20 protein-coding genes and 1 pseudogene are annotated in these 24,894 nt (G+C 71.0%); 6 read left to right on the forward strand and 15 right to left on the reverse strand.

The features are described from left to right. A pseudogene (locus AC1DW8_RS09070) lies at nt 1-218 on the forward strand (IS1595-like element ISUnb3 family transposase); the annotation flags it as partial. A 97-nt stretch (nt 219-315) separates the two neighbouring features. On the opposite strand, the gene AC1DW8_RS09075 reads toward AC1DW8_RS09070, so the two are convergent. Together AC1DW8_RS09075 and AC1DW8_RS09080 are read right to left on the reverse strand one after the other, a co-directional pair. Then, nucleotides 316-705, reverse strand: a complete 390-nt coding sequence (locus tag AC1DW8_RS09075) for a VOC family protein (RefSeq protein WP_056770203.1) — start codon at nt 703-705, stop codon at nt 316-318. A 176-nt stretch (nt 706-881) separates the two neighbouring features. Beyond that, on the reverse strand, nt 882-1,457 hold the full coding sequence (locus AC1DW8_RS09080) for a TetR family transcriptional regulator (protein WP_478093436.1): 576 nt from the start codon (nt 1,455-1,457) through the stop codon (nt 882-884). Between the two features lie 122 nt (nt 1,458-1,579). Here AC1DW8_RS09080 and bioB point away from each other — a divergent pair, with 122 nt between their 5' ends. Genes bioB through bioD form a run of 4 tightly spaced genes read left to right on the forward strand, consistent with a single transcriptional unit; the run spans nt 1,580 to nt 5,981 of the window. Beyond that, nucleotides 1,580-2,656: a biotin synthase BioB gene (gene bioB, locus AC1DW8_RS09085; protein ID WP_478093438.1), complete on the forward strand. Its 1,077-nt coding sequence runs from the start codon at nt 1,580-1,582 to the stop codon at nt 2,654-2,656. Beyond that, complete coding sequence (gene bioA / locus AC1DW8_RS09090; RefSeq protein ID WP_478093440.1) at nt 2,649-3,989, forward strand: adenosylmethionine--8-amino-7-oxononanoate transaminase; 1,341 nt, start codon at nt 2,649-2,651, stop codon at nt 3,987-3,989. The genes bioB and bioA overlap by 8 nt, the downstream gene beginning before the upstream one ends. Further along, a complete protein-coding gene (locus tag AC1DW8_RS09095) occupies nt 3,986-5,284 on the forward strand; it encodes an 8-amino-7-oxononanoate synthase (protein ID WP_478093442.1) in 1,299 nt (432 codons plus the stop codon). Before bioA ends, AC1DW8_RS09095 begins: the two co-directional genes overlap by 4 nt. Next, nucleotides 5,277-5,981, forward strand: a complete 705-nt coding sequence (bioD, locus tag AC1DW8_RS09100) for a dethiobiotin synthase (protein ID WP_478093444.1) — start codon at nt 5,277-5,279, stop codon at nt 5,979-5,981. The genes AC1DW8_RS09095 and bioD overlap by 8 nt, the downstream gene beginning before the upstream one ends. On the opposite strand, the gene cimA is transcribed toward bioD, so the two are convergent. From cimA to AC1DW8_RS09160, 12 genes are all read right to left on the reverse strand, one after another. Next, the gene (gene cimA, locus AC1DW8_RS09105; RefSeq protein ID WP_056824490.1) at nt 5,960-7,540 is read right to left on the reverse strand and encodes a citramalate synthase; all 1,581 of its coding nucleotides are present in this window, start codon (nt 7,538-7,540) and stop codon (nt 5,960-5,962) included. The two genes, bioD and cimA, sit on opposite strands and share 22 nt — an antisense overlap. Nucleotides 7,541-7,925: 385 nt before the next feature. Continuing rightward, nucleotides 7,926-8,639 carry a gamma-glutamyl-gamma-aminobutyrate hydrolase family protein gene (locus AC1DW8_RS09110; protein ID WP_056824487.1) on the reverse strand — a complete coding sequence of 238 codons (714 nt, stop codon included), beginning with the start codon at nt 8,637-8,639 and terminating at the stop codon, nt 7,926-7,928. Between the two features lie 31 nt (nt 8,640-8,670). After that, nucleotides 8,671-9,438: a 3-oxoacyl-ACP reductase gene (locus tag AC1DW8_RS09115; RefSeq protein ID WP_056770230.1), complete on the reverse strand. Its 768-nt coding sequence runs from the start codon at nt 9,436-9,438 to the stop codon at nt 8,671-8,673. A gap of 47 nt (nt 9,439-9,485) precedes the next feature. Further along, a complete protein-coding gene (locus AC1DW8_RS09120; protein WP_478093448.1) occupies nt 9,486-10,859 on the reverse strand; it encodes an aldehyde dehydrogenase family protein in 1,374 nt (457 codons plus the stop codon). Beyond that, on the reverse strand, nt 10,856-12,223 hold the full coding sequence (locus AC1DW8_RS09125) for a glutamine synthetase family protein (RefSeq protein WP_056770237.1): 1,368 nt from the start codon (nt 12,221-12,223) through the stop codon (nt 10,856-10,858). The genes AC1DW8_RS09120 and AC1DW8_RS09125 overlap by 4 nt, the downstream gene beginning before the upstream one ends. 19 nt (nt 12,224-12,242) lie before the next feature. After that, nucleotides 12,243-12,971, reverse strand: a complete 729-nt coding sequence (locus AC1DW8_RS09130) for a FadR/GntR family transcriptional regulator (RefSeq protein WP_478093451.1) — start codon at nt 12,969-12,971, stop codon at nt 12,243-12,245. A 53-nt stretch (nt 12,972-13,024) separates the two neighbouring features. After that, nucleotides 13,025-15,496, reverse strand: a complete 2,472-nt coding sequence (locus AC1DW8_RS09135) for a GcvT family protein (RefSeq protein WP_478093453.1) — start codon at nt 15,494-15,496, stop codon at nt 13,025-13,027. Further along, nucleotides 15,493-16,449: a choline/ethanolamine kinase family protein gene (locus tag AC1DW8_RS09140; RefSeq protein WP_056824481.1), complete on the reverse strand. Its 957-nt coding sequence runs from the start codon at nt 16,447-16,449 to the stop codon at nt 15,493-15,495. Before AC1DW8_RS09140 ends, AC1DW8_RS09135 begins: the two co-directional genes overlap by 4 nt. Continuing rightward, entirely contained in the window at nt 16,446-18,038 is a 1,593-nt protein-coding gene (locus AC1DW8_RS09145; protein ID WP_056772476.1) for an amino acid permease, read from the reverse strand. The genes AC1DW8_RS09140 and AC1DW8_RS09145 overlap by 4 nt, the downstream gene beginning before the upstream one ends. Nucleotides 18,039-18,238: 200 nt before the next feature. Then, complete coding sequence (locus AC1DW8_RS09150) at nt 18,239-19,057, reverse strand: Cof-type HAD-IIB family hydrolase (RefSeq protein ID WP_478093456.1); 819 nt, start codon at nt 19,055-19,057, stop codon at nt 18,239-18,241. A gap of 18 nt (nt 19,058-19,075) precedes the next feature. Then, nucleotides 19,076-20,173 carry a branched-chain amino acid aminotransferase gene (locus AC1DW8_RS09155; protein WP_056824475.1) on the reverse strand — a complete coding sequence of 366 codons (1,098 nt, stop codon included), beginning with the start codon at nt 20,171-20,173 and terminating at the stop codon, nt 19,076-19,078. Between the two features lie 179 nt (nt 20,174-20,352). Further along, a complete protein-coding gene (locus AC1DW8_RS09160; protein WP_056770247.1) occupies nt 20,353-21,417 on the reverse strand; it encodes a 3-isopropylmalate dehydrogenase in 1,065 nt (354 codons plus the stop codon). Between the two features lie 521 nt (nt 21,418-21,938). On the opposite strand from AC1DW8_RS09160, the gene AC1DW8_RS09165 reads away from it, so the two are divergent. Then, nucleotides 21,939-23,252 carry an AI-2E family transporter gene (locus AC1DW8_RS09165; RefSeq protein ID WP_478093459.1) on the forward strand — a complete coding sequence of 438 codons (1,314 nt, stop codon included), beginning with the start codon at nt 21,939-21,941 and terminating at the stop codon, nt 23,250-23,252. A gap of 50 nt (nt 23,253-23,302) precedes the next feature. On the opposite strand, the gene serA is transcribed toward AC1DW8_RS09165, so the two are convergent. Then, the gene (gene serA, locus AC1DW8_RS09170) at nt 23,303-24,886 is read right to left on the reverse strand and encodes a phosphoglycerate dehydrogenase (protein ID WP_056824469.1); all 1,584 of its coding nucleotides are present in this window, start codon (nt 24,884-24,886) and stop codon (nt 23,303-23,305) included. Between the last annotated feature and the right edge of the window lie 8 nt (nt 24,887-24,894).

A 24,894-nucleotide genomic window follows, 5' to 3' on the forward strand; every position in this document is an offset into this window, starting at 1 on the left:
CACTGCTCAAGCGCTGGCTGATCGGCACCCTGCACTTCCGCGTCGAGGAGGCACACCTGCCCTACTACCTCGACGAGTACACCTTCCGGTTCAACCGCCGCAACGCGAAGTCACGAGGACTGCTCTTCTATCGGCTGCTCGAGCAAGCCGTCGACACCGACCCGCACCCGCTCAAGGGCCTGCTCAAGCCAGAAACCGGCATACCGGACTTCACCTAAGCAGATATGCAGAACATGTGTTCTATTCTATGTGAGTCCGACGTTCCCTACTAGACCTGTCCACAGCCGATTCGGCTCGCGCAGAGCGAAATCCGCGTCAGTCGGAGTCGTCGACGTAGAGGCAGAACGGATGGCCGGCAGGGTCGAGCAGCACCCGCACGTCCTGCTGGGGCTGGAGCTCAGCGAGCTCCGCCCCGACCTCGACGGCGTATGCCACGGCCGCGTCGAGATCGTCCACCTCGAGGTCGAGGTGGAGCATCATGATCGGCTTCCCCGGCTCACTGGGCCAGACCGGTCGCACGTAGTTCGGCTCGGTCTGGAACGAGAGGTTGTAGCCGTGGGTCTCCGAGGGTGCGAGCGTCGCCCAGCCCGGGGTGTCCTTGTAGAGCGTCCAGCCGAGCAGGCGCTCGTAGAAGTGCGCCAGGGCGGACGCGTCGGGAGCGTCGAGCACGACGCCGAACCAGTGCTTCGTCGTACGTAGCGGCATCGCACCAGCATGCCAAGACCGGGTGTCGGGCAGGGGCGTGGAGAAAAAGTCATGTGCGGCGTATCAGGCGCTACCCCGCGTGCTCTGAAGGGTGTCGGCGAAGGTCCAGGCACGCGCGTCGACGATCTCCACCCTTTCAGGGGGTGGTGCTGGGCGGGGCCTGGACCGCCCAGCACTTACGACGTCCCGAGCGCCTGGCGTGAGCCCGCGAGCCCCCGGACGATGACGGCGAGTCCGACCTCGAAGGCCTTGGCCTCGGTCGTCGCGTCCGGCGCCGGCAGGTCGGGGTCGACCGATGCCGCGAGTGCTCGATCCTGCTGCCCCGCAACGGATCCCAGGATGTGGTGCACGACGAGTGCCGCCACCTCGTCGCGCTCGGACGCTGGTGCGCCGGTGTCGTGGACCAGCCGGGCGAGCTCGCGGAGCGCCCGCGCGGCACCCGGCTCGACGGCATACGCGAGCCCGACCACGTCGGCAGCATCCGGCACCTGCACGAGCGCGTCGCGGACGGCGACGGCCAGGCCCACGAGCGCCTCGGCCGGCGGGCGGTCGCCCGTCGGCAGTGGGATCTCGGCGAGGAGCACGTCAGCCACCTCGACGAGCAGCTCCTGCTTGTTCGCCACGTGCCAGTAGAGGGCGCCGGGCGCGACGCCGAGCTCGCGGGCGAGACGACGCATCGACAGGTCACCGAGCCCGTAGCGCCGCAGCAGGTCGACGGCGGTCGCCACGACCTGCTCCCGACTCAGTGCCACACGCCCCCCTGACCTCGGCATGCGGGTCCGGCGGACCCGCGTTGACAGCCGAGCCTAGCGACTCGGCATACTGAACACCGTTCAAGTTGAACACCGTTCAACGCCGCGCGCAAGGAGCCCGCATGACCCGCCGATTCGACGATCTCGCCGATGCCGTCCTCGCCGGCACCCCCGCGAGCACCGACGACGCCCTCGACGTCCTGCGCGCCACGGACGAGGAGCTTCTGGCCGTCGTCGCGGCCGCGGCACGCCTGCGCCGCAAGCACTTCGGCAACACCGTCAAGGTCAACTACCTCGTCAACCTCAAGTCGGGCCTCTGCCCCGAGGACTGCCACTACTGCTCGCAGCGGCTCGGCTCGCAGGCGGACATCCTCAAGTACACCTGGCTGAAGCCCGCCGAGGCCATCGAGCAGGCGGCCGCCGGACTGCGCGGCGGCGCGACCCGGATCTGCATGGTCTCCAGCGGACGCGGCCCCACGGACCGCGACGTCGAACGGGTGGCCGGGATGGTCGGCGCGCTCAAGCAGGAGCACCCTGACGTCGAGGTCTGCGCCTGCCTTGGGCTGCTCAAGGACGGGCAGGCCGAGCGGCTGCGAGAGGCCGGCGTCGACGCCTACAACCACAACATCAACACGGCCGAGTCGCACCACGACGACATCGTCACGAGCCACACGTACGCGGACCGCGTCGACACCGTGACCAAGGCCAAGGACGCCGGCCTGTCACCGTGCTCGGGCCTCATCGCCGGCCTCGGCGAGACCGACGAGCAGCTCGTCGAGGCCCTCTTCGCCCTCCGCGACCTCGGGTCGGACTCGATCCCCGTCAACTTCCTCATGCCCTTCGACGGCACGCCGCTCGAGGGCACGTGGGAGCTCACGCCCGGACGCTGCCTGCGCATCCTCGCGATGGCGCGGATCGTGAACCCCGACAAGGAGATCCGCATCGCCGGAGGTCGCGAGATGCATCTCCGCTCACTCCAGGGCCTGGCCCTCCACGTCGCCAACTCGATCTTCCTCGGCGACTACCTGACATCCGAGGGCCAGGCCGCCGAGGCCGACCTCGAGCTGATCCACGACCACGGCTTCGTCGTCCTCGGCGCCGACGCGCCCACCTCCGTCCCGAGCGGCGTCCCGGTCGCCACGCACGACCCGGCGAAGCGGCGTCGGGGGGCCGGCACGGACCTTCCCGCCAATGCCTGAAGCCCCGGGATCGCCGCTCGCCACCCGTGACCGCGGGCTCGTCTGGCACCCCTATGCCCCGCTCGACGGACCCGAGCCGTATGCCGTCGAGGGCGCCTCGGGCGTGCGGCTGTCCCTCACGGCCCCCGACGGCGAGCAGTTCGAGGTCGTCGACGCGATGGCCTCCTGGTGGTGCGCCGTCCACGGGTACCGCAACCCGGTCCTGGACGCCGCGGCCCACGAGCAGGTCGACCGTTTCAGCCACGTCATGTTCGGCGGACTGACGCACGAGCCCGCGGTCCGGCTCGCCGAGCGCCTCACGACGATGGCCCCCGGCCCGATGGCCCACGTCTTCTTCGCCGACTCCGGCTCGGTCTCGGTCGAGGTCGCCCTCAAGCTGGCCCTGCAGTACCAGGCCGCGCGCGGACGCCCCGACCGCCAGCGTTTCCTCACCGTGCGCGGTGGCTACCACGGTGACACCTTCGCCGCGATGAGCGTGTGCGACCCCGTCGACGGCATGCACTCGGCCTTCCCGGGCGCCCTGGCCCGGCAGGTCTTCGCCCCGAGGCCCCCGGCCGCACGCCTCGTCACCACGCCCACCGGCGAGGACCGTTGGGAGACGGACCGCTCCGCTCTCGACCTCTGGACGGCCGAGGTGCGCCTCCTCGCGCAGACCCACACCGACGAGCTCGCCGCCGTCGTCGTCGAACCGGTCCTCCAGGGCGCCGGCGGCATGCACGTCTACCACCCCGACTGCCTCCGGGTGCTGCGCGAGGTCGCCGACGACCACGGCCTGCTCCTCGTCGTCGACGAGATCGCGACCGGCTTCGGTCGCACCGGTCGCCTCTTCGCCGCGGAGTGGGCCGACGTCGCCCCCGACGTGATCTGCGTCGGCAAGGCTCTGACTGGTGGATACCTCTCTCTCGCAGCGGTGCTCATGACCCGCGAGGTCGGCGACGCGATCACCCGATCGGCGTTCCGAGCCCTCCTGCACGGCCCGACCTTCATGGCCAACCCGCTCGCCTGCGCCGTGGCCAATGCCTCCGTCGAGCTCGTCGAGGCGACGTGGAAGGACCAGGTCCCCCGCGTCGCACGCCTTCTCGCCGAGCACCTCTCTCCCGCGGCGTCACTCCCCCAGGTCGCCGACGTGCGCACCCTCGGAGCCGTCGGCGTCGTTCAGCTGACGTCGCCCGTCGACGTCGCCCGCGTCACCCGCGCAGCACTGCGGCGTGGTGTCTGGGTGCGCCCCTTCCGGGACCTCGTCTACACGATGCCGCCCTACGTCTGCACGGATGACGACGTCCGTGTCATCGCCGAAGGGGTCGTCGGCGCCGTTGCAGAGGTCCACGGATGAGCGCCTGGGACGCGTGGCTGGCGGAGCGCTCCGACCTCCGGGCCGAGCGCAGCACCGAGCGCTTCGACCCCGTCCTGCGTCTGGGCGGTCCGCGGCGCGGGTCGCGTGACCCGCTCGACCTCGCCTCCAACGACTACCTCGGCCTGTCCCGCGACGAGCGTGTCGTGGCGGCCGCCCACGAGGCGCTGGAGCGCTACGGCGCCTCGGCGACGGCGAGCCGGCTCGTCACCGGCACCCTTCCCGTCCACCGTGACCTCGAGGCCGCCCTGTGCCGCCTCACGGGCCAGGCGAGCGCGCTCGCCTTCTCGACGGGGTATGCCGCCAACCTCGGGGTGCTGACCGCGCTGAGTGGGCGGGGTGCCGAGATCCTTCTCGACGCCCACGCGCACGCCTCCCTCCACGACGCCGCCCGGATGTCCCGGGTCCCCTACGCCACGTTCGCCCACAACGACGCCGCAGCCCTCGACCGCGAGCTCGCAGCACGGCCCGATCGGCGGGTCCTCGTCGCCGTCGAGTCGATCTACTCCGTCCTCGGCGATGCCGCGCCCCTGCGCGCCCTCGCGGAGGTCTGCCACCGTCACGGCGCCCTGCTCGTCGTCGACGAGGCGCACGGCATCGGGGTGGCCGGTCACGGCCGCGGCCTCGTCCACGAGCTCGGCCTCGTCGGGGCCCGCGACGTCGTCGTGACCCTGACCCTGTCGAAGGCGCTGGGATCCCAGGGCGGCGCCGTGCTCGGCCCGACCACGGTGCGTCACCACCTCGTCAACACCGCGCGCAGCTTCATCTTCGACACCGGGCTCGCGCCCGCGTCGGCGGCCGCAGCCTGCGCCGCCGCGGGCCTCGTCGCGGACGACCCGAGCCTGGCGGCCGCGGTCCGCGCCAACGCCGGCACCATCGCGGCGATCTGTGGCATCCATCAGGCGGCCGGAGCCGTCCAGTCGCTGCCGATGCCGTCGCCCGAGAGCGCCGTCGCCGCGGCCCTCGACCTGCGCGCCCAGGGTGTCCTCGTCGGCTGCTTCCGGCCACCGAGCGTGCCCGACGGCGTGTCCCGCCTCCGTATCACGGCCCGTGCCGACCTGTCCGGCGACGACCTCTACGAGGCCGCCCGACTCGTGGCCCGGGCAGCCGCGATTCACGGCGGGGCTCCCGACCCCGCTACCGTCGAGGGGCCACGGGCAGGGGACGCTCCCTCCCCCGTCCGTGGCCTCCCGTCGGTCGCGGCCGTCGAGGGTGTGCAACCACCGGCACCACCCTCGCCACTCGGGTCCATCCCACCGCACGGCGACGATGACTGAGGTGCACCTTCCCCGCGTCGTCCTCGTCACGGGCACCGACACCGACGTGGGCAAGACCGTCGTCACGGCGGCCGTCGTCGCCACGGCACGAGCCGCCGGACTCAGCGTCACGGCATACAAGCCCACGCAGACCGGGGTGGCACCCGGCGAGCCGGGAGACATGGCCGAGGTGGAGCGCCTGACCGGCGTGGCGGTCGTCGAGGGCGTACGCCTTCGGGCGCCCATGGCGCCGAGGCCGGCGGCCGCGCTCGAGGGCGCCGATCTGCCCACCCTGGCCGACCACGTGGCCCGCGTCGCGGACCTGGCCGTACGCCACGACCTCGTCGTCGTCGAGGGCGCGGGCGGTCTGCTCGTCGAGCTCACCGACGCCGGGGAGACGCTGGCCGACCTTGCGACCGTCCTGCCCGACAGCGGCGTGCTCGTCGTGGCCCGCATTGCGCTGGGCACCCTCAACCACACCATGTTGACGCGAGAAGCCTTGTTCCACAGAGGAGTCCGGCCACTCGGCATCGTCATCGGCGCGTGGCCCGAGCACCCCGACCTCATCGAGACGACGAACCGCGACTACCTCGGCGCGCTCCCCGAGGGCCTGGTCGGCGCCGTGCCGCTCGGTGCCCCGCGCCACGACGCGGCGACCTTCGCCGCCGACGCTCCCGGCTGGCTGCCCGGGCTTGCTCAGCGCCTCGGGACACCCTGACGCAGCAGACCGTGCACGATGCCGTCGGTGAGGGCACGCCACGACGCGGCGAGGATCGAGCCGGCCACACCGATGGTGTCCCACGACGTCTCTCCGTCGGAGGTCTCGATGAGCACGCGCGTCACGGCGTCGGTGCCGTGCGAGGCGTCGAGGATGCGCACCTTGAAGTCGATGAGCTCGATCTTCTCGATCTCCGGGTAGGCGCGAGCCAGGGCCTCCCGCAGGGCGTGGTCGAGCGCGTTGACGGGACCGTTGCCCTCGCCCGTCGCGATGAGGCGGGCACCGTCGGCGCGCAGCTTGACGGTCGCCTCGGACGTCGCGTCCCCCTCGCCCGAGGAGTCGGTGATGACCCGCCACGACTCGACCTCGAAGTAGTCGGTGCAGCCCGGCTCGAGCGCCTCGCGGAGCATCAGCTCGACGGTCGCGTCTGCGGCGTCGAAGGTCCAGCCGCGCAGCTCGAGGTCCTTGACCTCGGCGAGCACGGCGGCGACGACGTCGGGGCGGTCGGACAGGTCGAGGCCGGCCTCACGGGCCTTGAGCTCGATGCTCGCCCGCCCGGCCATGTCGGAGACGAGGGTGCGCATGCCGTTGCCGACGAGCGACGGGTCCATGTGCTGGTAGAGGTCGGGGTCGACCTTGAGCGCGCTCGCGTGGAGACCGGCCTTGTGCGCGAAGGCGCTGGCGCCCACGTAGGGCTGGCGGCTGTAGGCGGGGACGTTGGTCACCTCGCTGATGGCGTGCGCGATGTGCATGGCCCGGCGGAACGCGTCGGGCTCCATGGCGTCGAGCCCCAGCTTGAACTGGAGGTTGGCGGCGACCGTGAGCAGGTCGGCGTTGCCGGTGCGCTCGCCGTAGCCGTTGACGGTGCCCTGGACGTGGGTCGCCCCGGCCCGGACGGCCGCGACGGAGTTGGCGGCCGCGCAGCCGGTGTCGTTGTGGCAGTGGGCGCCGACGCGGGCGCCGGTCGAGGCGATGACGTCGGCGACGACCTCCTCGACCTGGTGCGGGAGCATGCCCCCGTTGGTGTCGCAGAGCACGACGACCTCGGCGCCGGCCTCGTGCGCGGTGCGCACGACCGAGAGGGCGTAGTCGCGGTCGAGGTGCCAGCCGTCGAAGAAGTGCTCGCAGTCGAGGAAGACGCGGCGACCCTGGCCGACGAGGTGGCCGACCGTGTCCCGGACCATCTCGAGGTTCTCCTCGAGCGTCGTGCGCAGGGCCCGCTCGACGTGGCCGGTGTGGGACTTGGCGACGAGGCACACGACCGACGCCTCGGAGTCGACGAGGGCACGCACGAGGGGGTCCTCCGCCGCGACCCCGCCGGCGCGACGGGTGGCCCCGAAGGCGGCGAGGGTCGCGTGACGCAGGTCGAGCTCGGTGCGGGCCCGCTCGAAGAACTCCGTGTCCTTCGGGTTGGCTCCGGGCCAGCCGCCCTCGATGAAGTCGACCCCGAGATCGTCGAGCAGCCCGGCGATGGCCAGCTTGTCCGACACCGAGAGATTGAGCCCCTCCTGCTGGGCGCCGTCGCGCAGGGTGGTGTCGTAGACGTGCAGCGCTTCCATGGCCTTCATTGTCCTCGATCTCGGGGGTTCGGCCGACCGCCTGTCCAGGGGCCGGCGACGCGGGTGTGGGAGGCGTCCCGGTCTCTTCTCGTGTCGCGGCGGCCGGGGTGGTGGCCTACGCGGTGTCTCCCTCGGGGTGGTTCGGGAAACAAAAAGACCCCCCAGGGTTGGGAGGTCTGCGCGACGAGGGGTGCTCGTCGCGCTATTCGATAATGAGGGTGCCGGTAGGCACGGGTCGCTTCATCACACGCTCACGGTAGGGCTCGCGAAACATCCGCGAAACACCGCGTCCGGATCGTGGGACCGCCGTCCCACTCCGCGGTTCGAGGTGATCCCGCCACCCGCCCGGGGCCGACCTCACCTCGACCGGGCGGGACGGCATCCGTCATCGGCTGGTGGCGGCGGCCTCGACGAGGGCCCGGAAGAGGCGCGGGTCCGTGCCGACCTCCGGGTGCCACTGGACCGCGAGCCGGAAGAAGGCGTCCGGGTCCTCCATCGCCTCCAGCGTGCCGTCGTCGGCCCACGCCGAGGCCTCGTAGCCCGGATGGGTCAGGACGGACTGGTGGTGGTAGCTCGGCACGTCGGCCTCCTCGCCGAGGATCTCGGCCAGCCGGGTCCCCGCGACGGTGCGCACTGCGTGGTTGCCGTACGTCGCCGGCGCCGGTGAGTGCTCGTCGTGGCCGACGCGGTCGGGCACGTGCTGCTCGAGCAGCCCACCGGCCGCGACCGCCATGACCTGCATCCCCCGGCAGATGCCGAGGAGCGGCACGTCGGTTCCCGCCGTCGCCCGGGCGATGGCGAGCTCCGTCGAGTCACGGTCGGGACGCGAGGCCTGGACGGAGGCGTGCCGTTCGTCCGCGTAGAGCTCGGGCGCCACGTCGACCCCACCGGCGAGGATGACGCCGTCGAGGCGCGCGACGATCTCGAGCGCCGTCCCGTCGTCGAAGTCCGGGCGCGGCGGGATGACGATCGCGATCCCGCCCGCCTCCTCGACCTGTCGGACGTAGCGGTGCGGCACGAGGGCTCCGGGCACGTCGACCCAGCGACCCCACGACGCGCGTTCGACGTAGGCGGTGATCCCGATGACCGGACGACCCATGACGACCTCCTGCTCCAGCCTCCCACTCGCCTCAGAGCGGCGTGACGTATGCGCCCGAGATGCCGCCGTCGACGAGGAAGGTCGACGCCGTGATGAAGCTGGACTCGTCGGAGGCGAGGAAGAGCACGGCGTTGGCCATCTCCTCCGGCTCGCCGAAACGGCCCATCGGGACGTGGACGAGCCGCCGTGCGGCACGCTCCTCGTCCTTGGCGAAGAGCTCCTGGAGGAGGGGGGTGTTGACCGGACCGGGGCACAGCGCGTTGACGCGGACCCCTTCCCGGGCGAACTGCACGCCGAGCTCACGGGACATCGAGAGCACGCCGCCCTTGCTCGCGCTGTAGGAGATCTGCGACGTCGCCGCGCCCATGACGGCGACGAAAGAGGCCGTGTTGATGATCGAGCCCTTGCCCTGCTCGAGCATGTAGGGCAGGGCTGCCTTGCAGCAGAGGTAGACCGACGTGAGGTTGACCTCCTGCACCTTGCGCCAGGCGTCGAGGTCGGTGTCGAGGATGGAGTCGTCCTCGGGCGGGCTGATGCCGGCGTTGTTGAACGCGATGTCGACCGAGCCGTACGTCTCCTTGGCCGTGCGGAAGAGCGCGTCGACGTCCTCCTTGCTCACGACGTCGACCCGCACGAAGGTGCCGCCGACCTCCTCGGCGATGCGGGTGCCGTTCGCCTCGTCGAGGTCGCCGATGACGACCTTCGCGCCCTCCTCGGCGAACCGCCGCACGGTCGCGAGACCGATGCCCGAGCACCCGCCCGTGATGACCGCGACCTTGCCGTCGAGCCTGCCTGCCATGTGGATTCCCTCCAGCCCAGTGGATCTGCGTGTTGGTATGTCGACCGTCAGTCGGTCGAGATGAAGACGTTCTTGACCTCGGAGAACGCGTCGAGCGCGTCGGGGCCGAGCTCGCGCCCGATCCCGCTCTGCTTGAAGCCGCCGAACGGCGTCGAGTAGCGGACGCTGCTGTGCGAGTTGACGGAGAGGTTGCCGGCCTCGACGCCACGCGCGACCCGCAGGCCACGACCGATGTCGCGGGTCCAGATGGACCCCGAGAGGCCGTATGCCGTGTCGTTGGCCTTGGCGACCGCGTCGGCCTCGTCGTCGAACGGCATGACCGCGACGACGGGCCCGAAGACCTCCTCCTGCCAGACCCGGTCGGTCGTCGAGCGCGGCAGGACGACCGTCGCGGGGTACCAGTAGCCGCTGCCCTCGGGGGCCTCCCCGCGGAAGGCGACGTCGACGTCCTCGGTGGCCTCCTCGACGTAGGAGCGCACCGTGTCGCGCTGCCCGGAGCTGATGAGCGGGCCCATCTCCGCTGCCTCGTCGCGAGGGTCGGTGACGACGACGCCCCGCACCGCCGTCTCGAAGTGCTCCATGAAGGTGTCGAAGGCGCTGCGCTCGACGAGGATGCGGCTGCGCGCGCAGCAGTCCTGGCCGGCGTTGTCGAAGACGCCGTAGGGGGCTCGCGCCGCGGCGAGCTCGAGGTCGGAGTCGGCGAAGACGATGTTGGCGCTCTTGCCGCCGAGCTCGAGGGTCACGCGCTTGACCTGGTCGGCGGCCCCGCGCATGATCCGCTGGCCCACGGCCGTGGAGCCGGTGAAGCAGACCTTGCGCACGTCGGGGTGCGTGACGAAGCGCTCCCCCACGACCGTGCCCTTGCCGGGGACGACGGTGAAGACCCCCTCGGGGATCCCGGCCTCGAGGGCCAGCTCACCGAGGCGGACGGCGGTCAGCGGGGTCAGCTCGGCGGGCTTGAGCACGACCGTGTTACCGGCAGCGAGAGCCGGCGCGAAGCCCCAGCCGGCGATCGGCATGGGGAAGTTCCACGGGACGATGATGCCGACGACACCGAGCGGCTCGCGGAACGTGACGTCGATGCCGCCGGCGACGGGGATCTGCCGACCGAAGTGCCGCTCAGGCGCCCCCGAGTAGTACGCGAGGACGTCGCGGACGTTGCCCGCCTCCCAGCGTGCGTTGCCGATGGTGTGGCCGGCGTTCTCGACCTCGAGCAGGGCGAGCTCCTCCTGGTGCTCGCCGACGAGGTCCGAGAAGCGGCGCAGGAGCAGCGACCGGTCGGCGGGGCTCACCGCGCGCCACGCGGGGCTCGCGGCCGAGGCGCGGGCGATCGCGGCGTCGGTCTGCTCGAGCGAGGCGAGCTCGACGGTGCGGACCACCTCCTCGGTGGCCGGGTTGATGACGTCGTGCGTGGTGGTCACAGTCGCTCGAATCCTCTCCTGCGCTCCCAGTCGGTGACGGCGGCGTTGAAGGCCGTGATCTCGACGTCGGCGGCGTTGACGTAGTGGTCGACGACCTCGTCCCCGAAGGCCGCTCGGGCCATGGTCGACCCGGCGAGCAGGTCACGGGCCTCCTGGAGCGTCGAGGGCACGCGTGGCTTGTCCGACGTGTAGGCGTTGCCCTCGAGCGCCGGCTCGAGCTCGAGCTCGTGCTCGATGCCGTGGAGACCACCGGCGAGCATGGCCGCGACGGCGAGGTAGGGGTTGAGGTCGCCGCCACCGATGCGGTTCTCGACGCGGAGGCCGGCGCCGTGGCCGACGACGCGGAGTGCGCACGTGCGGTTGTCGCGGCCCCACGCCACCGTCGTCGGGGCGAAGCTTGCCGACGCGAATCGCTTGTAGGAGTTGATGTTCGGTGCGTAGAAGTAGGTCAGCTCCTGCTGGGTCGCGAGGATGCCGGCGAGGAAGTGCTCGAACATCGCGCTGTGCCCGTGCTCGCGCTCCTCGTCGACGAAGACGGTCTCTCCGTCGAGGCCGCGCAGCGACAGGTGGATGTGGCACGAGCTGCCCTCGCGCTGGTCGAACTTGGCCATGAACGTCAGCGACTGGCCGTGGTGGGCCGCGATCTCCTTGGCGGCGTTGCGGTAGACGACGTGGTTGTCGCACGTGCGCACGGCTTCGTCGAAGAGGAAGCCGATCTCGTGCTGGCCGTAGTTGCACTCGCCCTTGGCGCTCTCGACGACGGCGCCGGCGGCATACATCTCGTTGCGGATCTCGCGCAGCAGCGGCTCGACGCGGTCACCGCCGAGGATCGAGTAGTCGACGTTGTAGCGGTTCGCCGGGGTCAGGCCCGTGTAGTTCGCGTCCCAGGCCTGCTCGTAGGACTCCTGGAAGACGATGAACTCGAGCTCGGTGCCGCAGTGCGCGGCCATGCCGAGCCCGGCGGCCCGGTCGACCTGGGCCTTGAGCACCGACCGGGGCGACTGCGCCACGGCGCCGCTGCCGTCGAGCCACGTCAGGTCGCACTGCACGGTTGCCGAGTGACGGCTGCCGGGCGTGCGCCGCAGGGTGTCGAGGTCGAGGTCGAAGAACATGTCGCCGTAGCCGCGCTCCCACGAGGAGATGGCGTAGCCGTCGACGGTGTTCATGTCGACGTCGACGGCCAGGAGGTAGTTGCAGCCCTCGGTGCCGTCCTCGAGCACGTGGTCGAGGAAGTAGTGGCCGTGCAGACGCTTGCCCTGCAGCCGCCCCTGCATGTCGGTGAAGGCGACGACGACGGTGTCGATGTCTCCGGACTCGATCTCCTCGCGGAGCCGGTCGAGCGTGAGCGTGGGTGTGGGCGCCATGTCGTGCCTTCCTGTCGTCTCAGCCGATGAGGCCACGGAGCAGCGCGGAGGTGGCGTCGCAGTGCTCCTCCATGACCGCCCGGGCTCGTTCCGCGTTCCCGCCGAGGATGGCCCCGACGATCTGGTGGTGCTGGGCGTTCGAGTGCTCGATGTTGCGCCGGAGCACGGGGATCGCCATGAGCATGTCGTGCAGGGCCGCCTGCGACCGCGTCACGGCGTCGATGAGCATCGGCGACCCGGAGAGGGTCGCGACGGCCAGGTGCAGCCGCGAGTCGGCAACCCGGTGTGCGGCAGGGTCGGGAGCGTCGTCGACCTCGGCGAGGCTGTCGGCGAGCCACGCCCGTTGGTCGCCGGCGAGGGACTGGGTGGCTGCGAGCCAGGCGGCGCCGGGCTCGACGACGCGGCGGAAGGTCAGGGCGTCGCGCATGGCCGCGCCGCTGCGCACGAAGGCGCCGGAGGTGCTCGAGGGCAGCTCGGCCGACTCGGTGACCCAGGTGCCCCCGCCACGTCCGCGTCGGGTCGTCACGAGGCCCGAGTCGCGCAGGGCGGCGATTGCCTCGCGCAGCGTGTTGCGGCTGACACCGAGCCGTTCGGCGAGCTCGCGCTCGGGCGGGAGCTGCTCGCCGCGGGCGAAGACGCCGAGCCGGATGGCCGTCGCGAGCTGTTCGACGGTGCCCTCGAAGACGTTGCCGGTGGCGGGGCGCAGCACGACGTCCGGCAGGGACGGCTGTCGTTCGGCTGCGCTCACGTGTCGATCCAATACCGTCACCTCCACCTCGTCAATGGTCTGAGAAAGAACCATTAGGGCGTGTCGGACCCAGCCTGCCGGAGTCGCAACCCCTGCGGGTCGAGCGGCGCCCGCAGCCCGACCGAGAGCGGGTGCCGCTCGCCGGCCAGGTCGATCACCCACTCCCCCGTGCGTACCCATTCCGCCGTGGCCCCGCCCGTCCCACGGTCCCCCACGAGCGCCAGGCCGACGCCGGCCCCCACGGTCGCCCCCCACGCCGCGCTCGTCACCTGACCGACGGGTCGACCGTCCCTCAGGACGAGCTCACCGCCCCACGGGTAGGCCGCCGGGTCCCCCAGGACGAACGACACGACCCGTCGCGGCGGGGTCACGGCCTTCGCGGCCTCGACGGCCCGCCGCCCGAGGAAGTCGACGTCCGTGCCGAGCTTGCAGGCGAAGGTCAACCCCGCCGCCACGGGCCCGGTCTCGGTCGTCAGCTCGCGCCCGAACGCGCGGTAGCCCTTCTCGAGCCGCAGCGCCTCGATGGCGTAGTAGCCGGCAGGCCGCACGCCGACGTCGGCGCCCGCACGGAAGAGGTCGTCGTAGACGCCGACGGCGAGCTCGGTCGGCACGTAGAGCTCCCACCCGAGCTCACCGACGTACGTGATCCGCGTCGCCCGCACGACGGCCGACCCGAGACGCACCTCGCGGCTCGTGCCGAACGGGAAGGAGGCGTCGTCGAAGGAGTCGTCCGACAGCGCCGACAGCAGGTCGGCCGAGCGCGGTCCCATGACGCCGAGGACGGCATACGCACTCGTGACGTCGACGACGTCTGCGTCGGCACCGACGGGCAGGTGCCGCCTGAGCCAGTCGAGGTCGCGCACGGTGGTGGCCGCGCTGCTGACGACGAGGAACTCGCGGTCGGCGGTCCGGGTCACGGTCACGTCGGACTCGTACGTGCCCCCACCGTTGAGGATGCCCGTGTAGACGGTGCGACCGACGGGGACCGCGACGTCGGCGGTGCAGATCCACTGCAGCGCTCGCTCGGCGTCCGCGCCGACGACGAGGTACTTCGAGAAGGACGTCTGGTCGAAGACGGCCACGGCGTCGCGCGTCGCCCGCTGCTCCTCGACGCACCAGTCGACCCAGGTCGGCCTATCCCACGAGTAGTCGAGACGTGGCGACTGGCTTTGTGGCGCAAAGACATTGGCGCGCTCCCAGTGGTTACGCGTCCCGAGCACCGCCCCCTGGGCGACGAGCCGGTCGTGCACCGGCGAGAGCCGCTGCGCGCGGCCCGTCTCGGGCTCGCGGTTGGGCCACGGCACGGCGTAGTGCAGGCCCAGCACCTCGACGACGCGCTCACGCAGCCAGGCATGGTTGCCGGCGAGCGGCGAGAAGCGACGGATGTCGGCGCTCACCAGGTCGAGTGTCGGACCGCCCTCGACCACCCACTCGGCGAGCGCGCGTCCGGCACCACCCGCGCTCGCGATCCCCACCGAGTTGAAACCCGCCCCGACGAAGAAGCCCGGCAGCTCGGGCGCCTCACCGACGATGAACTGGTTGTCGGGCGTGAAGCTCTCGGGGCCGTTGTAGAACTTGCGGATCCCGGTCTCGGCGAGCACCGGCAGGCGGTGGATCGCGCTCTCCATGAGCACCTCGAAGTGCTCCCAGTCCTCGTCGAGGAGCGCGAACTCGAAGGGGTACGGGATCCGGTCGGGCGACACCCACGGCTTGGCCTCGGGCTCGAAGCCGCCGACGAGGAGGCCCCCGACCTCCTCCTTGATGTAGGTCCAGCCGTCGGGGTCGCGCAGCACGGGCAGGTCCCGGTGCACGCCCTCGATCGGCTCGGTCACGACATAGAAGTGCTCGGCCGAGTGGAGCGGGACGTTGACCCCGGCCATCGCGCCGACGGCCCGCGCCCACTGACCGGCGCAGTTGACGACGACGTCGGCCTCGACGTCTCCGTGGTCGGTGCGCACCCCTGCGGCCCGTCCGTCACGCGTCAGCACGTCCGTGACGCGGACCCGCTCGGCGATGCGCACCCCGAGCTGCCGGGCCCCCTTGGCGAGGGCCTGGGTGAGGTCGGTCGGGTTGGTCTTGCCGTCACCGGGGAGCCAGATGGCGCCGACGACGTCGTCGACCCGGATGAGCGGGTAGCGCTCGCGCGCCTGGTCGGGCGTCAGCAGCTCGCAGTCGAGGTCGTATGCCGCCGCGCTGGCCGCCGTGCGCCGCAGCGCGACCAGACGCTCCGGGGTGCGGGCCACGGTCAGGCCGCCGCAGACCCGGTAGCCGGTGCCGAGGCCGGTCTCGGCCTCGAGGCGCGAGTAGAGGTCGGTCGAGTACTGCACGAGCCGGGTCCCGGCCTCGCTCGCCCGCAGCTGCCCGACGAGTCCGGCGGCGTGCCACGTCGTCCCGCACGAGAGGCTGCCCTGCTCGACGAGGAGCACGTCGGTGCGGCCGAGATGGGCCAGGTGGTAGGCCACACTGGCGCCGATGACGCCGCCCCCGATGACGACGATCTCTGCGCGAGAGGGAAGTTCGGTCATGAGGCTCCTTCGGGATCGTCACCGACGGCGGCGGCGACGAGCGTGTCGAGACGCAGACTCGTCAGCAGGGACGCCGCCGGCTCGAAGCGCTCGGTCGTGAAGGCCCAGAAGTCGGCGTCGAGGTCGGAGACGCCGTGCTGGATCGCGCCCCAGAGGGTCCACGCGTACTGCCCGGCCAGTCCCCAGAGCTCGGCCCGCGCCAGCAGTCGGTCGCTGACCCTGCCGTGGTAGGCGTCGACCAGCTCGACGAGGAGGTCGTGGCCCAGCCGCGACTCGTTGACGAGGTTGCCGAGCTCGAACGCCGCCTCGTTGATGCCGGAGTACTCGTAGTCGATGATCCGCACCTCCCCGCCGTCGTCGAGGAAGTTCGCGGCGAGCAGGTCGTTGTGGCACGGCACGAGCGGGTCGGGGTGGACCCGCAGCGCCTGCTCGACGCGAGCCGCTGCGGCCTCGAGCCGCCAGTAGCCCTCGGGGACCCGCAGGCCGCGCTCCCGGACGATGGCGGCATACGACCTCTGGATGTCGAACATGTCGAACCGCGAGGCGAACGGCGGGCCGGCGTGCAGGCGGCGCAGGGACGCTGCGATGCGGGGCAGGTTGGCACCCACGTCCGCGGCGGCATACGTGCGCCCCGGGAGAAACTCGACGACGAGGATGCCGGCCCCGGGCACGTAGTCGACGACCGGGGCACCCACCCCGGCCTCGGCCGCGGCGATCGAGTTGAGCCACTCGTGCTCGTGGTCGACGGCGAGCAGGGCGCTCGTCGGCGACGACACCCGCACGACGACGTCGAGGTCGCCGGTCCGCACGCGGTAGTTGTGGTTCGTCAGGCCACCCGGGAGCTCCGTCACCTCGCTCGGCTGTCCGGCGCGGGACAGCCGAGCGAGGGCGGTGGCGAGCTGGTCGGCCGGACCGGGAGCAGGGTCCGGCCGGGCCCGCGGCTCCGTGGTCACTCGCTGAACGCGTCGACGACCTCGGGGTCGATGTTGGTCTTCGGGCCCTTGAACCAGTGACGTGCCGAGACCCGCCACCAGATGGCGAGCACGAGCAGGGAACCGAGCGTGAGGATCGGGGCGTAGTTGACGAACTTCCACTCGAAGCCGTCGGTGAAGGGCACACCGCCGGGCACGAACGGCAGGATGAAGTAGATCGAGATGATCGCGATCTCGATGACGGCCACGAGGTTCATCCACTTGTACTTCGGCCCATTGGTCCACGAGCCGGGCACGAACGCGTCGCCCATCTTCCAGCGGAGCCAGATCGGGATGAGGAAGGCCAGGTAGAGGCCGATGACGGCGACCGAGACGACCGCGTAGAAGGCGGTCGGCACGATGAGCGGCGCCTCCTCGGTGCCGATGTTGACCTCGACGAGGGCGGGCAGCGTGATCATCGCGCTGACGACGCCGACGAGCATGACGGCGTTGGCCGGCACCTTCGCCCCCGTCAGCGTCGACCACAGGCGCGAGCCGGGCACGGCACCGTCGCGGCTGAAGGCGAACGTCATGCGCGAGGCGCTCGTCATGCACGAGGTCGTGCAGAAGAACTGCCCGACCGCCGAGATCGTGAGGATCGCGGCCGCCCACTTCGAGTCCATGGCGTGCGTGAAGATGTAGGCCACGCCGCCGCCGCCGACGCCGGCGTTGTCCGGCTTGCCGTCGGCACCGTTGGGGATCGCGAAGAGGAAGCAGAGGAGCAGGATCCAGCCGCCGATGGCGGAGTAGAAGATCGAGCGCCAGATCCCTTGTGCCGCAGCCTTGGACGCGGCCGAGGTCTCCTCCGACAGGTGCGCGGAGGCGTCGAAGCCGGTGATCGTGTACTGCGTCAGCAGCAGGCCGAACGGGACGATGAGGAGCCAGTAGGTGGGCGAGCTCGTCGAGCCGTCTGCGTAGCCGGAGTTGTTGAACCTCTCCGTGAAGACGTAGGAGAAGCTCTGGTGGTTGTCGGGCACGACGATGAGGATGAGGATGATGACGGAGGCCCCGACGACGTGCCACCACACGGAGACGTTGTTCATGACGGCCATGAGGTGGCCGCTGAAGATGTTGAGCACCGCGGCCGCGACGAGCACGACGAGGAAGATCCAGAAGACGCGCGTCAGCGAGTAGCCGTCGGCGTAGCCCTTGGACCACGTGCTGAGGGCCAGGTCGATGAAGGTGGCGCAGCCGTAGGCGACGGACGCGGTGACGGCGACGAGGCCGATGAGGTTGAGCCAGCCGGTGAAGAAGCCGGCACGGGCGCCGCCCATCTTGTTGGCCCACCAGTAGATCCCGCCGGACGTGGGGTAGGCCGAGACGAGCTCGGACATCGTCAGACCGATGACGAGGATGAAGGCGGCCACGATCGGCCAGCCCCACGAGATCGCGATCGGGCCGCCGTTGTTGAAGCCCTGGCCGAACGTCGTGAAGCAGCCGGCGAGGATCGAGATGATGGAGAAGGAGATCGCGAAGTTCGAGAAACCCGACCACGAGCGGTCGAGCTCCTGCTTGTAGCCGAGTTCCGCCAGACGGCGTTCGTCATCGGAGAGACCAGTTGCCTGAGCCATGCCCTGCACTCCCATCTTCGGTATGAAGTTGGACCGATGCTAGCGCCGCACATCGCAGCCGAACAGACCTCGGAGGGACCTCTTCTGTGCTGGGACAGGCCGTTTTCCGACGTGTTTCGGTGCGGTTACCGGGCCAATGGAGCCACAACAGACCATTCGGACAGCATCACCGGGCATTCGAAGCCGGCGTGCCGCCGGGGTCAGAGCCCGAGCGCCCACTCCAGGGTGCGCGCGACGCCGTCCTCGTCGTTGGACGCGCACGTGCGGGTCGCAGCGGCGCGGGCATCCGGGTGGGCGTTCGCGACGGCCCACCCGACTCCGGCCCACTCGAGCATCGGGATGTCGTTGGGCATGTCACCGAAGGCCCACACGTCAGCGGGGTGGATGCCGGCGCGGGCGCACCACCGCACCAGGCCCGCTGCCTTCGTCACGCCCGGGGCCGAGATCTCGGCGAGCCCCCCGGTGCCCGAGTGCTGCACGAGGGCGCGGTCGCCGAGCACCTCGGCCACGCGCGGGATGACCTCGTCCTCGGGCAGGTGCTCGGTGCGAGCGAGCAGCTTGCCCACGACGGCGTCGGGCGGGAGATCCTCGATGGGGGCCGGCACGAGGTCCCTCGGCACCCAGCGGGGGTGCAGCTCGGGGTAGTTCGGCTCGGTGTGCACACCGCCGCTCAGCTCGGCGCTGAAGCCGATGCCCGGCACCGCGGCCCGCAGGTCCGCGACGATCTCGAGCAGCAGTGCACGGTCGAGCGGGTAGGACGCGACGACGGTCCGCGTGCGCACGTCGTAGTCGAAGGCGCCGTTGGCGCTGATGACCGTGCCGTCCCCGCCGACGGCGTCGGCGAGCGGGTCGAGCCACCGGGGCGGACGCGCCGTCACGAAGACGACGCCGATGCCGGCGGACTCGGCCGCGCGCAGCGCAGCGCTCGTGCGTGGGGAGATCAGCCCGTCGGAGCGCAGCAGCGTCCCATCGAGGTCGGTGGCGACGAGGCGCGGCCGCCGCAACGGCGCGTCACCCACGGACGCCACTCCCCCGACTCAGACGAGCCGGGTCAGCCAGCCGTGCGAGTCCTCCGCGCGGCCGTACTGGATGTCGAGGAGCTTGGCGCGGATGGCCTCGGCGTAGCGGTCCTCGTGGCCCTCACGACGGTGGTCGACGGAGCCGCCGTCCCAGCGCAGCTCGCCGACGGGAGTGACGACGGCCGCGGTGCCGCACGCGAAGATCTCGACGATGTCGCCGCTGGCCGCGCCCTCCTTCCACTCCTCGATCGGGATGCGCCGCTCCTCGGGCTCGAGGTCGAGCTCCTTGGCGATCTCGAGGATCGAGCTGCGGGTCACACCCTCGAGGATCGTGCCGGTCAGCTCCGGCGTGATGATGCGGCCGTCCCTGGTCACGAGGAAGAGGTTCATGCCCCCGAGCTCCTCGATGTACGTGTGCGTCGAGGAGTCGAGGAAGACGGCCTGGTCGCAGCCGTGCTCGATGCCCTCGAGCTGTCCGGCGAGCGAGCTGGCGTAGTTGCCGCCGCACTTCGCCGCGCCGGTGCCGCCCTCGCCCGCACGGGCGTAGTCGGTGGAGATCCACAGCGTGACGGGCTTGAGACCGCCGGAGAAGTAGGCGCCGGCCGGGGAGGCGATGACGGAGTAGGTGACCTGCTGGGCCGGACGCACGCCGAGGAAGGCCTCGGAGGCGAACATGAACGGGCGCAGGTAGAGGCTCTTCTCCCCGGCGTCTCCGGCGGGGACCCACGCCTGGTCGACGCCGACGAGCTGGCGGAGCGACTCGATGAAGTCGGCCTCGGGCAGCTCCGGCAGCGCGAGGCGGCGGGCCGAGCGGGCGAAGCGGGCGGCGTTGGCCTCGGGGCGGAACGTCCAGATCGACCCGTCGGCGTGACGGTAGGCCTTCATGCCCTCGAAGATCTCCTGGGCGTAGTGCAGCACCGCCGCCGCCGGGTCGAGCTGGAAGGGACCGTACGGCTTGACCTGCGCGTCGCCCCAGCCGCCCTCGGCGGTCCACGTCGCGACGACCATGTGGTCGGTGAAGGTCTTGCCGAAGCCGGGGTTCTCGAGGACCTCGGCGATGCGCTCGGGCGACGTGACGTCGTCGCGGCGCCTGACCTCGAAGGACAGCTGGGACATGACAAACCTCCAGGAGCAAAATCAACGGTGATCCGGTTGTCAGGCTATCGCCCACATCGTGAGACGACGAAGTCGGGCACCGCCCACGGGCTCCGGTCCGGACCGCGCGGCGCACCACGCGCCCGACACCGCCACCCGCGGGCGAGGCCCCGTCGGGCGTATGCCGTGTGGCGTCGCTGTCAGAGGCGCGCCACGACGGCGTCGCCGACGGCCGTCGTGCTGCGTACGGCGTCACCACGCTCAGCCAGGTCGGCGGCGACGGCCGCGTCCACCCGGCCCGCCTCGGCATCGAGGCCGAGGTGCGCGAGGAGCATGCCGACCGAGAGGATGGCGGCGGTCGGGTCGGCCTTGGACTGACCGGCGATGTCGGGGGCCGAGCCGTGGACGGGCTCGAACATGCTCGGGGTCGTGCGCGCTGGGTTGATGTTGCCCGACGCGGCGAGCCCGATGCCGCCGGCGATCGCCGCGGCGATGTCGGTGAGGATGTCGCCGAAGAGGTTGTCGGTGACGATGACGTCGAAGCGGCCGGGGTCGGTCGCCATGAAGATCGTCGCGGCGTCGACGTGCTGGTAGGCGGTCTCGACGTCGGGGAACTCGGCTCCGACCTCCTCGACGGTGCGGCGCCAGAGGTGGCCGGCATACGTGAGGACGTTGTGCTTGTGCACGAGGGTCAGGTGGCGACGCGGGCGCGCCTGGGCGCGGGAGAAGGCGTCGCGGACGACGCGCTCGACCCCGAAGCGGGTGTTGACGCTGACCTCGGTCGCGATCTCGGCCGGAGTCCCGACGCGCAGCGCGCCGCCGTTGCCGGTGTAGGGCCCCTCGGTGCCCTCGCGGACGACGACGAAGTCGATGCCGTCGGGGGCGACGCGCGCGACGTCGAGCGGGCTCGCCACTCCGGGAAAGAGCTTGGCGGGGCGCAGGTTGACGTAGTGGTCGAGGGCGAAGCGCAGCGGCAGCAGCACGCCGCGCTCGAGGACGCCGCTCGGGACGCTCGGGTCGCCGATCGCACCGAGGAGGATCGCGTCGTGGCCGCGCAGCTCCTCGAGGACGGAGTCGGGCAGCGTCTCGCCGGTGTCGTGCCAGCGGCGGGCGCCGAGGTCGTACTCGGTCGTCGCGAACTTCGGACCGCTCTCGCCGGTGACCGCGTCGAGGACCTTGAGTCCCTCCGCGACCACCTCGGGACCGATGCCGTCACCGCCGATCACGGCGATGGAGTAGGCGTCCTTGACCTGCGTCTGTGCCATGTCGTCAGCCTAGAACCCGTCTTGTGATGTGGAATCTGCGTCTCAGTTATTGAACCGACGACGGCCCCCACCCGGGAGGGCAGGGGCCGTCGTCACGGTGTCGCGGCTCGGCCGCGGACGTCGTCGGGTCTGGCTCAGTCTTCGGTGTGACCCTGGTCGCGCAGGTCCATCGACTCCTGCAGGGCCTGACGGGCAGCCTTGGCGTCTTCGCTCATGGTGATTCACGTCTTTCGAGTTGCGTGCGGTGTGGTGGTCTCAGGTGGCTCCAGCCCGGGTGGGCGAACCGGTCAGCAGAGGGGTGCGCGGGATCTCCGCGGCGAGGTGCTGACTACCTGGACTCGCCGCGGCGGGGAATAAGTACGACCTGCCGCGTCATGCATTTCACGGTACGCCGGGCTACCCATGGGTAAAGGGGGTTTCCACTGGATGAGACGCGGTGTCCGCCATTCGTCAGGGCTGGGGGCCGCGGCGCGGTGCCGCGCATCCCCCGCTCCCCCTGCTCGGAGCCGTAGGCTCGCCGCGTGAGCGCCGACCACCCCGACGCGCCTGCCGAACCCTCCACCGGCACCGCTCGCCACCACGCCGACCACCCGGACCACCGGGCCGCTGCCACTCGCACCCGGCACACCAGCCACGCCGTCCCGGGCGTGCCGTTCGACGACGAGGCGCGATGGATCGCCATCACGCCGGGCAACGCCCGTCGCATCATCGTCACGGTGTTCGTCGCCGTCGTCCTGCTCTCCGTGGCGACGTGGGCCTTCCACGCGATGGGCAGCTTCCTCTTCCTGCTGCTGCTCGCGTGGCTGCTGTCGATCGCGATGGAGCCGGTCGTGCTGTGGCTGAGCCAGCGCGGCATGAAGCGGGGCCTCGCCACGGGGATGACAATGCTCGGGATGCTCCTGCTCTTCGCCGGGCTCGCCGAGCTCTTCGGACAGGTCTTCGTGTCGCAGCTCTCACAGCTCGGGTCACAGCTGCCCGGCGCGATCACCTCGGCGATCGACTGGGTCAACTCCACCTTCGGCACCCAGTTCGACATCGAGCAGATCCAGACTGCCCTGAGCCTGACGCCCGACAAGCTCGGTGAGCTCGCGGGCAAGTACGGCGGCGGCATCATCGGGGTCTTCGGCTCCGTCATCACCTTCCTCTTCGACGCCCTGACGATCCTCGTCTTCGCCTACTACTTCTCGGCCGACAGCCCGCGGCTGCGCCAGACGATCGGCTCGTGGCTCCCCCAGCGCTACCAGCGCGTCTTCATCACGGTCTGGACGATCTCGGTCGAGAAGACCGGCGGCTACGTCGTGTCCAAGCTCGTCCTGGCCTCGCTCTCGGCCGTCTTCCACGTCGCCTTCTTCTGGTTCATCGACGTGCCGTTCTGGCTGCCCCTCGGCATCTTCGCCGGCATCGTCGGCCAGTTCATCCCGACGATCGGCACGTACATCGGCGTGGCCCTGCCAGCCCTCTTCGCCCTCCTCGACAAGCCGATCAACGCCCTGTGGATCGCGGTGTTCGCGACCGTCTACCAGCAGCTCGAGAACTACGTCTTCACGCCGCGCATCAGCCGCCGCACCATGGACGTGCACCCGGCCGTCGCCCTCGGTTCGGTCATCGCCGGCGCCGCGCTCTTCGGCCCGATCGGTGCCCTCATCGGCATCCCCATCGCGGCGGTCGCCCTCGCGATCGTCGACACGTTCAGCAAGCGGCACGAGCTCGTCCCCGAGCTCGCGGGCCTCGAGCCGGCCGACGACAAGGACGAAGACGACGGCGAGGACGACGAGGACGAGCGGGACGCCGAGAGTCCCCAGCGCGTCGAGACGGACGCCGGCCGGCGGACCTGACCGGCGGAGCTGACCGGGCGACCTGTCCGGCAGACCTGTCCGGCCGCGGCTCAGTCCTGCAGGCCGATGACCGAGAAGGTCTTGGCCTCGATGACCTCGGAGAGCTCGGCGGCCATGGCTGCGGGCACGGCGCTGTCGACGTTGAGCACCCCGATGGCCCGGTCGTCCTGGCGTGAGACCTGCATGCCGCCGATGTTGATGCCCGCGTCGCCGAGGATCCGACCGACCGCGCCGATGACACCCGGACGGTCGGAGTACTCGAAGACGAGCATGTGGTCCGAGAGCGGGACCTCGAGGTCGTAGCCGTTGACGCCGACGAGCTTCTCGACCATCTTCGGGCCGGTCAGCGTGCCCGAGACCGAGACGACCGACCCGTCGGCGAGGGTCCCGCGCAGCGTCGTGACGTTGCGGAAGTCACCGGAGTCGGGGTCCGTGACGAGCCGCACGACGCAGCCGCGCTGCTCGGCGAGGACCGGGGCGTTGACGTAGGTGACGGCGTCCTCGACGACGTCGGTGAACAGTCCCTTGAGGGCGACGAGCTTCCACACGCTGACGTCGTGGGCGGTGATCTCGCCGCGGACGTCCACGTCGAGCTGGGCCGGCACGCTGCCGGACACCGCGGTGAAGATGCGGCCGAGCTTCTCGACGAGCGGGATGCCCGGGCGGACCTCCTCGGCGATGAAGCCGCTGCTGACGTTGACGGCGTCCGGGACGAGCTCTCCCCCGAGCGCGAGACGCACCGACCGGGCGACGGCGATGCCGGCCTTCTCCTGGGCCTCCTCGGTCGAGGCGCCGAGGTGCGGCGTGACGACGACGGACTCGTGCTCGAAGAGCGGTGACTCGGTGGTCGGTTCGGTGGCGAAGACGTCGATGCCGGCGCCGGCGACGCGGCCCTCGGCGATCGCGCGTGCCAGGGCGGCCTCGTCGACGATGCCGCCACGGGCAGCGTTGACGATGCGAACCGAGGGCTTGACCTTCGCAAGAGCCTCCTCCCCGATGAGGCCGAGCGTCTCGGGCGTCTTGGGCAGGTGGATGGTGATGAAGTCGGACTGGGCGAGCAGCTCGTCGAGGCCCACGAGCTGGGCCCCGAGCTGTCCGGCCTTGGCCGGCGACGCGTAGGGGTCGTAGGCGAGGATCCTCATGCCGAAGCCCTTGAGGCGCTCGGCGACGAGGGCGCCGATGCGGCCGAGGCCGACGACCCCGACGGTCTTGTCGAGCAGCTCCACACCGGAGTACTTGCTGCGCTTCCACGCCCCCGCCTTGAGAGCCTGGTTGGCCGGCGCGATGTTGCGGGCCGTCGCAAGGAGCAGGGCCACGGCGAGCTCGGCGGCGGACGTGATGTTGGACGTCGGCGCGTTGACGACCATGACCCCGGCCTGCGTCGCCGACTGGACGTCGACGTTGTCGAGGCCGACACCGGCGCGGGCGATGACCTTGAGCTGCTTCGCGGCAGCGATGGCCTCGGCGTCCATCCTCGTGGCCGAGCGGATGAGGATCGCGTCGACGTCGGCGAGCGCCGGGAGGAGTGCCTCGCGGTCGGCCCCGTCGACCGAACGCACCTCGAAGTCCGGTCCCAGTGCCTCGATCGTGGCGGGCGACAGCTCTTCGGCGATGAGGACAACGGGTTTGGTCACAGAGGAAC

This window comes from Terrabacter sp. P2_E3, assembly GCF_056403915.1.

Excerpts from the sequence above, each read along its gene's own strand:
- AC1DW8_RS09075 (WP_056770203.1), bottom strand. The coding sequence starts at position 705 with ATGCCGCTACGTACGACGAAGCACTGGTTCGGCGTCGTGCTCGACGCT.
- bioB (WP_478093438.1), top strand. The coding sequence starts at position 1,580 with ATGACCCGCCGATTCGACGATCTCGCCGATGCCGTCCTCGCCGGCACC.
- bioA (WP_478093440.1), top strand. The coding sequence starts at position 2,649 with ATGCCTGAAGCCCCGGGATCGCCGCTCGCCACCCGTGACCGCGGGCTC.
- AC1DW8_RS09095 (WP_478093442.1), top strand. The coding sequence starts at position 3,986 with ATGAGCGCCTGGGACGCGTGGCTGGCGGAGCGCTCCGACCTCCGGGCC.
- bioD (WP_478093444.1), top strand. The coding sequence starts at position 5,277 with ATGACTGAGGTGCACCTTCCCCGCGTCGTCCTCGTCACGGGCACCGAC.
- cimA (WP_056824490.1), bottom strand. The coding sequence starts at position 7,540 with ATGGAAGCGCTGCACGTCTACGACACCACCCTGCGCGACGGCGCCCAG.
- AC1DW8_RS09110 (WP_056824487.1), bottom strand. The coding sequence starts at position 8,639 with ATGGGTCGTCCGGTCATCGGGATCACCGCCTACGTCGAACGCGCGTCG.
- AC1DW8_RS09115 (WP_056770230.1), bottom strand. The coding sequence starts at position 9,438 with ATGGCAGGCAGGCTCGACGGCAAGGTCGCGGTCATCACGGGCGGGTGC.
- AC1DW8_RS09125 (WP_056770237.1), bottom strand. The coding sequence starts at position 12,223 with ATGGCGCCCACACCCACGCTCACGCTCGACCGGCTCCGCGAGGAGATC.
- AC1DW8_RS09135 (WP_478093453.1), bottom strand. The coding sequence starts at position 15,496 with ATGACCGAACTTCCCTCTCGCGCAGAGATCGTCGTCATCGGGGGCGGC.
- AC1DW8_RS09145 (WP_056772476.1), bottom strand. The coding sequence starts at position 18,038 with ATGGCTCAGGCAACTGGTCTCTCCGATGACGAACGCCGTCTGGCGGAA.
- AC1DW8_RS09155 (WP_056824475.1), bottom strand. The coding sequence starts at position 20,173 with ATGTCCCAGCTGTCCTTCGAGGTCAGGCGCCGCGACGACGTCACGTCG.
- AC1DW8_RS09160 (WP_056770247.1), bottom strand. The coding sequence starts at position 21,417 with ATGGCACAGACGCAGGTCAAGGACGCCTACTCCATCGCCGTGATCGGC.